Annotated in this window: 8 protein-coding genes; 4 read left to right on the plus strand and 4 right to left on the minus strand. The window is 74.0% G+C overall.

Annotation, left to right across the window (positions count from 1 at the left end; all coding sequences use genetic code 11):
* Window positions 1-70 precede the first annotated feature (70 nt).
* Window positions 71-3274: a S41 family peptidase gene (locus ACFYX4_RS03975; protein WP_389325359.1), complete on the plus strand. Its 3204-nt coding sequence runs from the start codon at window positions 71-73 to the stop codon at window positions 3272-3274.
* Window positions 3275-3319: 45 nt separating this feature from the next.
* Here the strand turns inward: ACFYX4_RS03975 and dnaJ are convergent, their stop codons facing one another.
* Window positions 3320-4456, minus strand: coding sequence for a molecular chaperone DnaJ (gene dnaJ, locus ACFYX4_RS03980; RefSeq protein ID WP_389325362.1), 1137 nt, complete (start codon window positions 4454-4456; stop codon window positions 3320-3322).
* The gene (hrcA, locus tag ACFYX4_RS03985; RefSeq protein WP_389325365.1) at window positions 4457-5473 is read right to left on the minus strand and encodes a heat-inducible transcriptional repressor HrcA; all 1017 of its coding nucleotides are present in this window, start codon (window positions 5471-5473) and stop codon (window positions 4457-4459) included.
* A gap of 164 nt (window positions 5474-5637) precedes the next feature.
* Between hrcA and ACFYX4_RS03990 the strand changes: the two genes are divergently transcribed.
* Together ACFYX4_RS03990 and ACFYX4_RS03995 are read left to right on the plus strand one after the other, a co-directional pair.
* Window positions 5638-6363, plus strand: a complete 726-nt coding sequence (locus ACFYX4_RS03990; RefSeq protein WP_389325368.1) for an MBL fold metallo-hydrolase — start codon at window positions 5638-5640, stop codon at window positions 6361-6363.
* A 31-nt stretch (window positions 6364-6394) separates the two neighbouring features.
* Window positions 6395-7201, plus strand: a complete 807-nt coding sequence (locus tag ACFYX4_RS03995) for a DUF3097 domain-containing protein (protein ID WP_389325371.1) — start codon at window positions 6395-6397, stop codon at window positions 7199-7201.
* Between the two features lie 124 nt (window positions 7202-7325).
* Here ACFYX4_RS03995 and hemW read toward each other — a convergent pair whose 3' ends face one another.
* Window positions 7326-8558 carry a radical SAM family heme chaperone HemW gene (hemW, locus tag ACFYX4_RS04000; RefSeq protein ID WP_389325374.1) on the minus strand — a complete coding sequence of 411 codons (1233 nt, stop codon included), beginning with the start codon at window positions 8556-8558 and terminating at the stop codon, window positions 7326-7328.
* Window positions 8559-8614: 56 nt separating this feature from the next.
* Complete coding sequence (locus tag ACFYX4_RS04005) at window positions 8615-10717, minus strand: SpoIIE family protein phosphatase (protein ID WP_389325377.1); 2103 nt, start codon at window positions 10715-10717, stop codon at window positions 8615-8617.
* Between the two features lie 231 nt (window positions 10718-10948).
* Between ACFYX4_RS04005 and ACFYX4_RS04010 the strand changes: the two genes are divergently transcribed.
* Window positions 10949-11867: HAMP domain-containing protein (locus tag ACFYX4_RS04010; RefSeq protein ID WP_389326712.1), on the plus strand; the 919-nt coding region annotated here is incomplete at its 3' end.

Raw genomic sequence — 11867 nt, forward strand, 5'->3', positions numbered from 1 at the left:
CAGGCGACGAGCCGAGGAGAAGTGGCGAAAGCCCCTGTCCACGGCCTGCACCCTTGCTTAGAGTGATCGGGTGACACAGTCCGCGACGCCTGCTGCCGCTTACTTCCGATACCCCCATCCGCACGGCGAGTTGCTGGCCTTCGCCGCCGAGGACGACGTGTGGCTCGCACCCCTCGACGGAGGGCGAGCCTGGCGGGTCAGCGCCGACAACGTGCCCGTCTCGACGCCGCGCGTCTCACCCGACGGCACGACCGTCGCCTGGACCTCCACCCGCGACGGCGCACCCGAGGTGCACATCGCCCCCGTCGACGGCGGCCCGTCCACCAGGCTCACCCACTGGGGGAGTTGGCGCACCCAGGTGCGCGGCTGGACCCCGGAGGGCCAGGTCCTGGCGATCACCGCGCACGGCCAGGCGAGCCTGCGCCGCAGCTGGGCGCACGCCGTCCCGCTCGACGGCGGACCGTCGACGGTCCTGCCGTACGGGCCCGTCGGCGGCGTCGCCCACGGCCCGCACACCGTGCTGCTGTCGGCGACCATGGGCCGCGAGGCCGCGCACTGGAAGCGCTACCGGGGCGGCACGGCGGGCAAGCTGTGGATCGACCGGGACGGCACGGGGGAGTTCGTCCGGCTGCACGAGGAACTCGACGGGAACATCGAGCACCCGGTGTGGACGGGCGACCGGATCGCGTTCCTCTCCGACCACGAGGGCACCGGCGCCCTGTACTCGTCGCTCGCCGACGGCTCCGACCTGCGCCGGCACACCCCCCTCGACGGCTTCTACGCCCGGCAGGCCGCCGGCGACGGCCGGCGGATCGTGTACGTCAGCGCGGGCGAGCTGTGGATCCTCGACGACCTCGACGGGGCCGAGCCGCGCCGGCTCGACGTCCGGCTCGGCGGGCAGCGCACCGACCGGCGGCCCCACCCGGTCGCCGCCGCCCACTGGCTGGGCTCCGCCACGCCCGACCACACCGGGCGCGGCAGCGCCGTCGAGGTGCGCGGCGCCGTCCACTGGGTCACCCACCGCCACGGGCCCGCCCGCGCGCTGGCCGCCGAACCCGGCGTACGGGCCCGGCTGCCGCGCACCTTCCGCGTGGAGGGCGAGGAGTGGGTGGTGTGGGTGACGGACGCCGAGGGCGAGGACGCCCTGGAGTTCGCGCCCGCCACCGGGGCCGCGCCGGGGGCCGCCCCGCGCCGGCTGGCCGCCGGACGCCTCGGCCGGGTCCTGGAGCTGGCCATGGCCCCCGACGGCAGCCGGGCCGCCGTCGCCGCGCACGACGGGCGGCTGCTCCTCGTGGAGCGGGAGACCGGCGAGGTCCGCGAGGTCGACCGCAGCGACGACGGCGAGGTCAGCGACCTCGTCTTCGCCCCCGACTCCGGCTGGCTGGCCTGGTCGCACCCGGGACCGCGCCCGCTCAGCCAGCTCAAGCTGGCCAACACCACCGACCTGTCGGTCAGCGAGGCGACCCCGCTGCGCTTCCGCGACTACGCGCCCGCCTTCACCCTCGACGGCAAGCACCTCGCGTTCCTGTCCACGCGCGCCTTCGACCCCGTCTACGACGAGCACGCCTTCGACCTGTCCTTCGTCGCCGGCGCCCGTCCGCACCTCATCACGCTGGCCGCGACGACGCCCTCCCCGTTCGGCCCGCAGCGGCACGGCCGCGCCTTCGAGACGCCCGACAAGGACGAGACCCCCGACAGCGAGGGCGCCCCGGCCACCCGCGTCGACCTCGAAGGCCTCGCCGACCGGATCATCCCCTTCCCCGTCGAGGCCGGCCGCTGCTCCACGCTGCGGGCCGCCAAGGACGGCGTGCTGTGGCTGCGCCACCCGGTGCGCGGCGTCCTGGGAGCCTCCCGTGCCACGCCCGACGATCCCGACCCGCACACCGAGCTGGAGCGCTACGACCTCGCCCACCGCCGCCTGGACCATCTCGCCTCCGACGTCGACGACTTCGACGTGAGCGGCGACGGCAAGCGGCTGCTGCTGTGGTCCGACCACAAGCTGAAGGTCGTCCCCAGCGACCGGCGCGCCTCCGGCGACGAGGACAGCGACTCCAACATCACCGTCGACCTCGGCCGCGTCCGCCGGACGGTCGACCCGGCCGCCGAGTGGCGGCAGATGTACGACGAGACCGGCCGCGTCATGCGGGACAACTTCTGGCGGGCCGACCTGGGCGGCGTCGACTGGGACGGCGTCCTGGACCGCTACCGGCCGGTGCTGGACCGGCTGGCCACCAAGGACGACCTGATCGACCTCCTGTGGGAGGTGCACGGCGAACTCGGCACCTCGCACGCCTACGTCATGCCCCGCGGCGGCTACGGCAACGGCGCCCGCCAGGGACTGCTGGGCGCCGACATCTCCCGTCACGAGGACGGCAGTTGGCGCATCGACCGGATCCTCCCCTCGGAGACCTCCGACCCCGACGCCCGCTCCCCGCTCGCCGCGCCCGGCGTCGCCGTGCGGGCCGGCGACGCGATCGCCGCCGTCTCCGGGCATCCCGTCGACCCGGTCACCGGGCCCGGGCCGCTGCTCGTCGGCACCGCGGGCAAGGCGGTCGAGCTGACGATCTCACCGGTCGGCGGGGGCGAGCCGCGGCACGCCGTCGTGGTGCCGACCGACGACGAGGAGGCGCTGCGCTACCACGCGTGGGTCGCGGACCGGCGGGCGTACGTGCACGAGAAGTCGGGCGGCCGGCTGGGCTATCTCCACGTCCCCGACATGGTCGGCTCCGGCTGGGCGCAGCTGCACCGGGACCTGCGGATCGAGGTGGCCCGGGAGGGGCTCGTGGTGGACGTCCGGGAGAACCGGGGCGGGCACACCTCGCAGCTGGTGGTGGAGAAGCTGGCGCGGCGGATCGTCGGCTGGGACGTGCCGCGCGGGATGCGGCCGACCAGCTATCCGGAGGACGCGCCTCGCGGGCCCGTCGTCGCCGTCGCCAACGAGTTCTCCGGGTCCGACGGGGACATCGTGAACGCGGCGGTCAAGGCACTCGGGATCGGGCCCGTGGTGGGGACGCGCACGTGGGGCGGGACGGTCGGGATCGACAGCCGCTACCGGTTGGTCGACGGGACGCTGATCACCCAGCCGAAGTACGCGATCTGGCTGGAGGGGTACGGGTGGGGCGTGGAGAACCACGGGGTCGACCCTGACGTGGAGGTCGTCGTCCGCCCCCAGGACTACGCGGCGGGCCGGGACGTCCAGCTCGACGAGGCGGTGTCGCTGGCGCTGGCCGCACTGGAAACCACGCCGGCGAAGGTGCCGCCCACGGTGGACTGACCCCGTGCCTGGGGGGCGGCAGCCCCCCAGGCACGGGAACCGGTGTCAGCGGCCGTTGAACGCGTCCTTCAGCCGGGAGAACAACCCCTGCTGACCGGGCTGGAACTGCCCCTGAGGCCGCTCCTCGCCCCGCAGCTTCGCCAGCTCCCGCAGCAGCCGCTCCTGCTCGGGATCCAGCTTCGTGGGCGTCTGCACCTCCACGTGCACGATGAGGTCGCCACGGCCGCCGCCGCGCAGATGCGTGACCCCGCGCCCGTGCAGCGGGATCGACTGACCCGACTGCGTCCCGGGCCGGATGTCGACCTCCTCCAGCCCGTCCAGCGTCTCCAGCGGCACCTTCGTGCCGAGCGACGCCGCGGTCATCGGCAGCGTGACCGTGCAGTGCAGATCGTCCCCGCGCCGCTGGAACATCGCGTGCGGCAGTTCGTGGATCTCGACGTACAGGTCACCGGCGGGACCACCGCCCGGCCCGACCTCGCCCTCACCGGCGAGCTGGATCCGGGTGCCGTTGTCGACGCCGGCCGGGATCTTCACCGTCAGCGTGCGCCGCGACCGCACCCGGCCGTCGCCCGCGCACTCCGGGCACGGCGTGGGCACCACGGTGCCGAAGCCCTGGCACTGCGGGCAGGGCCGCGAGGTCATGACCTGGCCCAGGAAGGACCGCGTCACCTGCGACACCTCGCCGCGACCGCGGCACATGTCACAGGTCTGGGCGGTGGTGCCCGGAGCCGCGCCCTCGCCGCTGCACGTGGTGCAGACGATCGCCGTGTCGACCTGGATGTCCTTGGTCGTGCCGAAGGCGGCCTCCTCGAGGTCCACCTCCAGCCGGATCATCGCGTCCTGGCCGCGCCGCGTGCGCGACCTCGGCCCCCGCTGGGACGCCGTGCCGAAGAAGGCGTCCATGATGTCGGAGAAGTTGCCGAAGCCACCGGCCCCGAAGCCGCCCGCGCCACCGCCGCCGGCCTGCGAGAGCGGGTCGCCGCCGAGGTCGTAGACCTGCTTCTTCTGCGGGTCCGACAGCACCTCGTAAGCGGCGTTGATCTCCTTGAACCGCTCCTGGGTCTTCGGATCCGGATTGACGTCCGGGTGCAGCTCGCGGGCGAGCCGCCGGAAGGCCTTCTTGATCTCTTCCTGCGACGCGTCGCGGCGCACGCCGAGAACGGCGTAGTAGTCCGTGGCCACTTACGACTCCGCCAGGATCTGTCCGACGTACCGTGCCACTGCGCGTACCGCTCCCATCGTTCCCGGGTAATCCATGCGGGTCGGTCCGACCACGCCGAGCTTGGCGACTGCCTCGCCGCCCGAACCGTAGCCGACCGACACCACGGAAGTGGAGTTGAGCCCCTCATAGGCGTTCTCGTGACCGATCCGCACGATCATGCCCGAATCCCCCGCCTCGCCCAGGAGCTTGAGGAGCACGACCTGCTCCTCGAGGGCCTCCAGGACGGGCCGGATGGTGAGAGGGAAGTCATGTCCGAAGCGGGTGAGATTGGCGGTGCCGCCGATCATCAGCCGCTCCTCGTTCTCCTCGACGAGGGTCTCCAACAGGGTGGAGAGCACCGTCGAGACCGTGCCGCGGTCCTCCGCCTCGAAGGCGTCCGGCAGATCCTCCACCAGACGCGGCACGTCCGTGAACCGGCGGCCCGCGACCCGGCTGTTCAGCCGGGCGCGCAGATCCGCCAGCGAGGCCTCGCCGAACGGCGCGGGGCAGTCCACCAGCCGCTGCTCGACCCGTCCGGTGTCCGTGATCAGCACGAGCATCAGACGGGCGGGCGCGAGCGACAGCAGTTCCACGTGCCGCACGGTGGACCTCGTCAGCGACGGGTACTGCACGACGGCGACCTGCCGCGTGAGCTGCGCGAGCAGCCGTACCGTCCGCGCCACGACGTCGTCGAGGTCGACGGCGCCGTCGAGGAAGTTCTGGATGGCGCGCCGCTCGGGCGCGGTCATCGGCTTGACGCCGGCCAGCTTGTCGACGAACAGCCGGTAGCCCTTGTCGGTGGGGATGCGCCCGGCGCTGGTGTGCGGCTGGGCGATGTACCCCTCGTCCTCCAGGGCGGCCATGTCGTTGCGGACCGTCGCCGGGGAGACGCCGAGGTTGTGCCGTTCGGTGAGCGCCTTGGAGCCCACCGGCTCCTCGGTGCCGACGTAGTCCTGGACGATGGCGCGCAGTACCTGGAGCCGTCGTTCACTCAGCATCCGCGCACACCTCCAGTCGTTCGTCCCCTGAGCGCCTCGCCTGGCACTCTTCACATACGAGTGCCAGCGTTCCCCGGCCCAGTGTACGGCCGTGGGGTACGCGGGGGGCAAGGTCGGTCCGGTCGCGTGCTGTCCGGCGGGGTCGTCACCGCTAGCGTCGCCGTATGACGGTGACTTGGGAAGAGCTGGGATGGGAGCAGGTCGCGACGGGGGTCGGACGGCGCCGGCTGCCGGGCTGGGACTGCACGGCGGGGCTGGTCGTGGGGACCGGGGCGGCACTGCTCGTGGACGCGGGATCGAGCCTTGAGGAGGGGACGCGGCTGCGCGCCGAGGCGCAGCGGCTCGCCGGTCGCCGTGTGACTCATCTCGCGCTCACGCATCCCCATTTCGACCATGTCTTCGGGGCGGCGGCGTTCGCGGGCGCGGAGGTGTTCGCGGCGGTGGGCGCGGAGTCGGTGCTCGCGGGGGAGCGGGCGGAGCTGCACGCGGACGCGGTGCGCAACGGGCTCGACGAGGCGGCGGCGACGGAGGCCGTGGACACCCTGGTGCGGCCCCGCCGGCTGGTCTGCGGGGAGTGGACGCTCGACATGGGCGGCGGCCGGCAGGTCCTGCTGGCGAACGTGGGGCCCGGCCACACCGCGCACGACCTGGCGGTGCTGGTCCCCGGTTCGCCGGCGGTGGTCTTCTGCGGCGATCTGGTCGAGGAGTCCGGCGAACCCCAGGCCGGCCCGGACGCCGTCTCCTCGCACTGGCCGGCCGCCCTCGACCGCCTCCTCGGCCTCGGCGGCGAGGACGCGCTGTACGTGCCCGGTCACGGGGCGGTGGTGGACGCGGCGTTCGTCAGGGCGCAGCGGGACGCGCTGGCGGCGCGTTTCGGCGTGTCGCTCTGATCGGCCCCCGGCTTCTCCTATCGTCATCCGAATGCGCCAGTACTCCGCCGATCTGACCCCTCCCTGGAAGAAGCCGCGCCCGGTCCCCGAGGTCGCGGCGGAGCCGGGTCTGGTGGTGGAGGAGCCCGGCAGCGGCTTCTGCGGCGCGGTGATCCGCTGCGAGGCGGGCACGGTCACCCTGGAGGACCGCTTCGGCAAGCACCGCGTGTTCCCGCTGGAGCCGCGCGGGTTCCTGCTGGAGGGCCGCGCGGTGACGCTCGTGCGACCGCCCTCGGGCGGCCCGGCCCGCCCCTCCCGCACGGCCTCCGGCTCGGTGGCCGTCCCCGGCGCACGCGCGCGTGTGGCCCGCGCGGGCCGTATCTACGTCGAGGGGCGGCACGACGCCGAGCTGGTCGAGAAGGTGTGGGGCGACGACCTGCGCATCGAGGGCGTGGTGGTGGAGTACCTGGAGGGCGTGGACGACCTGCCGTCGATCGTCGCCGACTTCGCGCCGGGCCCGGACGCCCGGCTCGGCGTCCTGGTGGACCACCTGGTGCCCGGCACGAAGGAGTGGCGGATCGCGCAGTCGGTGACGAGCGAACACGCCCTGGTGGTCGGCCACCCGTACATCGACGTCTGGGAGGCGGTGAAGCCGTCGGCACTCGGCATCGACGCCTGGCCGCGTGTCCCGCGCGGCCAGGACTGGAAGACAGGCGTGTGCCGGGCCCTGGGCTGGCCCTCGGACAACACGGGCGCGGTGTGGCAGGCGATCCTGAAGCGGGTGGGTTCCTACAAGGACCTGGAGCCGGAGCTGCTGGGCGCCGTGGAGCGGCTGATCGACCACGTGACCGTGCCCTGATCCGCGCAGGTTCGTACAGGACGGGGTCTGGTGGACCGCTCTCCGCGCGCGCGGAGGTGGCCCGTCGATCAGTTCGTCCACCCGGCCGAGCAGCTCGTGCTCCCCGCCGCTGCGGGGGTCGGCCTCAGTCCACCAGGTCCCGCACCACCGCGTCCGCCAGCAGCCGCCCGCGCAGCGTCAGCACCGCGCGTCCCGCCTCGTAGGGCCCCTCCTGGAGCAGTCCCTCGGCCAGCGCCCGGCGTGAGGCCGCCAGGCCGTCCGCGCGCAGGAGGTCCAGCGGGACGCCCTCCCGCAGCCGCAGTTCCAGCAGGATCCGCTCGACGCGCCGGTCCTCCTCCGACAGCAGCTCCCGGCCGGCCCCCGGCGACCTCCCGCCCGCCAGCGCCGCCGCGTACGCCCCCGGGTGCTTCACGTTCCACCAGCGCACCCCGCCGACGTGGCTGTGCGCTCCCGGCCCCGCGCCCCACCAGTCGGCGCCGCGCCAGTACAGCTCGTTGTGCAGGCAGCGGCCCGCCTCCGAGGTGGCCCAGTTGGACACTTCGTACCAGTGGTAGCCCGCCGCCGACAGGGTCTCCTCGGCGATCAGGTAGCGGTCGGCGTGCACGTCGTCGTCCGTCATCGGGACCTCGCCGCGGCGGATGCGGCGGGCGAGCTGGGTGCCCTCCTCGACGATCAGGGCGTAGGCGCTGACGTGGTCGGGGCCGGCGTCGAGGACGGCGTCCAGGGACGCCCGCCAGTCGTCGTCCGACTCGCCCGGCGTGCCGTAGATCAGGTCCAGGTTGACGTGCTCGAAGCCCGCCGCCCGCGCCTCCGCCACGCACGCCTGGGGGCGGCCGGGGGTGTGGGTGCGGTCGAGGATCTTCAGCACGTGCTGCTTGGCGCTCTGCATCCCGAGGGAGACCCGGTTGAAGCCGCCCTCCCGCAGCCGCGCGAGGTACGCCGGGTCCACCGACTCCGGGTTCGCCTCCGTCGTCACCTCCGCGTCGGCCGCGAGCCCGAACTCGTCACGGATCGCGTCCAGCATCCGTACGAGGTCGTCCGCGGGCAGCAGGGTCGGCGTGCCGCCCCCGACGAAGACAGTACGGACCTCGCGCGGGTCGTCGCCGAGCGCCTTGCGGGCGAGCCGGATCTCGTCGACGAGCGTGTCGGCGTAGTTCTCGCGGGAGGCGAGGACGCCGCCGGTGCCGCGCAGCTCGGTGGCGGTGTAGGTGTTGAAGTCGCAGTAGCCGCAGCGGGTCGCGCAGTACGGGACGTGCAGGTAGAAGCCGAGCGGACGGTCGGCCGCCCCGGCGAGCGCGGACGCGGGCAGCGCGCCGTCGTCGGGGACGGGCTCACCGTCGGGGAGTGCGGAAGGCATGGGCCCCATTGTCCCGCACGCGCGCGAAGACCCGGCCGCCCCGCCACGGCGGCCCGCTACTCGGCCTGGAGCACCAGCAGGGCCAGGTCGTCCTCCGGGGGATGGTCGCCGAAGTCGTGGACGAGTCTGCGGATGCGTTCGGCGAGCAGGTCGGCGTCGAGGCCGACGCAGCCGGCCAGCGCGGTGGCCAGGCCGTCTCCGTCGTCGAACTGGTGCGGGCCCGAGCGCCGCTCGGTGACGCCGTCGGTCACGCACAGCAGGGTGTCGCCGGGCCGCAGCTCCAGCGTCTCGCTCGTGTACGTGGCGTCCTCGACGACCCCGAGCAGGGTCTGCGGGTGCGCGGCCGTGGTGACCGTGCCGTCGGGGTCGAGCAGCAGCGGCAGGGGGTGGCCGGCGGAGGCGAGCGTGCAGCGGACGCCGCCGCCGTCGCAGGGGACGAGTTCGCCGTAGAGGAGGGAGAGGAAGCGGGTCTGCGGCCCGTCCGCGGGCCCGGCCGGGCCGACGAAGGCGCGCGCCGCGGCGTCCGCGGCCTCGGTGGCGTCGTCGAGGAGCAGTTGGTTGAGGCGGTCGAGGACGTCGGGGACGCCGTACCCCTCGCGGGCCAGCAGCCGCAGCCACGGCCGGGCCAGGCCGATGACCACGGCCGCCTCCGGCCCCTTGCCCTGGACGTCGCCCACCGCGAAGCACCAGCGGCCGTCGCTCGCCGGGAACAGGTCGTAGAAGTCGCCGCTCGGCCCGCCCTGCTCGCGCGGCTCGTAGACGAGGGCGCTGCGCAGTCCGGGTATCTCGGCGACCGCGCCGGGCAGCAGCCCGCGCTGGAGGACGGCGCTGATGGTGGCCTGGCGGGCGTACTGGCGGGCCGCGCCGATGGCGAGCGCCACCCGGCGGCCCAGGTCCTCGACGAGCCCGGTGACCTCGTCGGGGAAGCGGAGCAGTCCCGCCCGGCCGATGACGAGCGTGCCGAGCGGGCGACCGCCGGCGATCAGACGGTAGGCGAGGGCGGCCCCGCCGTCGCCGAGGGCCGCGGCGGGCCAGGGGTAGGCGGCGGGCCCGGAGCGCAGTCCGTCCTGCGGGCGCGGCGGGTCCTTCTCCAGGGTGCGGCGCAGTTCCTCGATGCAGTTCTCGCTGCCGTGCCAGACGCGGGCCAGCCGCGGCCCGGGACCGCCGGCGCCGTCGCCCCAGCCGCGCGCGCTGAGCTCGTCCTCCAGCCACACCGCGCACCAGTCCGCGAGCCGCGGCACGAGCAGCTGGCCGGTGAGCGCGGCGACGAGGTCCTCGTCGAGCTGCCCGGCGAGGAGGTCGGAGGCCTCGGCGAGGAAGGAGAGCGCGCCCCGGCCGAGCCAGTCGCGGGCGTGGGGGGCGGGGTCGGGGGCGGGGAAGCGGCCGGGCTCGGGGGCGTGCACTGCGGTGGCGGGCATGCCCGTGGGCGTGGGCGTGGGCGTGGTCGCGGGTGCGCCGATGGACGCGGTCGTAGTCGCGGGTGCGCCCATGGACGCAGTCGGAGTCGTGGCCGCAGTCGCAGTGGTGGTCGCAGTCGCAGTAGTGGTCGCAGCCGCACCCGTCCCCGCACCCGTCGCCGCAGCCGCAGCCGCCCCCGTGGTCCCGCTCGCGGTCTCGTCCTCACCCCCGGCCCCCGCGCCGCGCTCCACCTCGCCCACCGGCCCCAACCGCGCCCACACCGTCTTCGTCCCCCGGCGGTACGTCACCCCCCAGGCCTCCGCCAGCGCGGCCACCATCCGCAGGCCCCGGCCGTACTCCGGGGTGTCGTGGGCCGAGTCGGGCTCGCTGTCGCGGGGGGCGCGGGAGGGGTGGTGGCCGGAGACCTCCACGACGACCGCGTACGCCTCGGGCTCCTCGTCCGGCCGGCACAGCCGGCACACCAGGTCGATGTCGGTGCCTGCGTGCACGACGGCGTTGGTGACCAGTTCGCTGACGACGAGCACCGCGTCCTCCGCGAGCCGCCCGGCGAGGAGTTCGGCGCCGGGGAAGGCGAGGCCGCTCCACTCGGTCAGCGTGTCCCGCACGAGGTCGCGGGCGGCGCCGGGCGCGTGGGAGCCCCCGGCGAGGGTCGCGCGGGCGCGCGCCGGCGGCCGGCCCGTGGACGCGGGCGCACCGCCGGCACGGGACGCGGTCTCCCGTTGCGTAGGAATGGCTCCCATGCGCAGCTCCCCGGACGGTCGGAGGATGAGCCTCGGTCTGACGAATGAGCCTCGTTCTTCGGACGATTACGCCTCTCTCGACGCCGTCAGGGTGACAGACTGGCCACGCCCATAAGCGCCGAGTTACCGAAGTGGGCCGTCATGAGTGAGAACCATGCTCCGCGTGTGCTCGAAGACGGACGGATTGAGAGCGGGATTCGAGCATCCGAGCTGCGCCCGCTGCTCGCCGCGATGACCGCCGCCCGAGACGGCGACTTCACGAAGCTGCCGGAGACGGGCGACGGGATCGTGGCCGAATTGACGGCCGTCTTCAACCAGATCCTGGACCGCAACGTCCATTTCAACACCGAGGTCCGCCGGGTCAGACGGGAGCTGGTCCGCTACGGCCGGCTCGACGAGCGACTGTCGGCCAGTCCGGGCCACGGCGGCTGGACCCAGCGGGTGGACGACGTCAACCAGTTGCTGGACGCGCTGGTGGCGCCGGCGGCCAACGCGACGCGCGTCCTGGACGCGGTGGCCGGCGGCGATCTGACCCAGCGGGTCGATCTGCACGACGGGACCCGGCAGTTGCGCGGTGATCTGCGCCGGCTGGGCCGGGCCGTGAACAAGATGGTGGACCAGCTCTCGCTGTTCACCGGCGAGGTGACCCGGGTCGCCCGTGAGGTGGGCACCGAGGGGCGGCTCGGCGGGCGGGCCAAGGTTCAGGGCCTGTCGGGCAGTTGGCGTGATGTGACCGAGGCGGTCAACACCATGGCGTCCCGGCTGACGGCGCAGGTGCGGGACATCGCCCTGGTGACGACGGCGGTGGCGCGCGGCGACCTGACCCGCACGGTGACCGTCGAGGCCACGGGTGAGCTGCTGGAACTGAAGCTCACCGTGAACACGATGGTCGACCAGCTGTCCGCGTTCGCCGACGAGGTGACCCGCGTCGCCCGCGAGGTGGGCACCGAGGGGCAGTTGGGCGGACGCGCGCAGGTGAGAGGCGTCTCGGGGGTCTGGAAGGACCTCACGGACAACGTCAACTTCATGGCGTCGAACCTGACTTCGCAGGTCCGCAACATCGCGCAGGTGACCACCGCGGTCGCCAACGGCGACCTCAGTCAGAAGATCACCGTGGACGCGCAGGGCGAGATCCTGGAGCTGAAGTCGA

It is taken from the genome of Streptomyces sp. NPDC002328, assembly GCF_042890065.1.
Taxonomy (GTDB): Bacteria; Actinomycetota; Actinomycetes; order Streptomycetales; family Streptomycetaceae; genus Streptomyces.

Coding starts and splice junctions, on each gene's coding strand:
- hrcA (WP_389325365.1), bottom strand. CDS start 5,473: ATGCTGAGTGAACGACGGCTCCAGGTACTGCGCGCCATCGTCCAGGAC.
- ACFYX4_RS03990 (WP_389325368.1), top strand. CDS start 5,638: ATGACGGTGACTTGGGAAGAGCTGGGATGGGAGCAGGTCGCGACGGGG.
- ACFYX4_RS03995 (WP_389325371.1), top strand. CDS start 6,395: ATGCGCCAGTACTCCGCCGATCTGACCCCTCCCTGGAAGAAGCCGCGC.
- hemW (WP_389325374.1), bottom strand. CDS start 8,558: ATGCCTTCCGCACTCCCCGACGGTGAGCCCGTCCCCGACGACGGCGCG.
- ACFYX4_RS04005 (WP_389325377.1), bottom strand. CDS start 10,717: ATGGGAGCCATTCCTACGCAACGGGAGACCGCGTCCCGTGCCGGCGGT.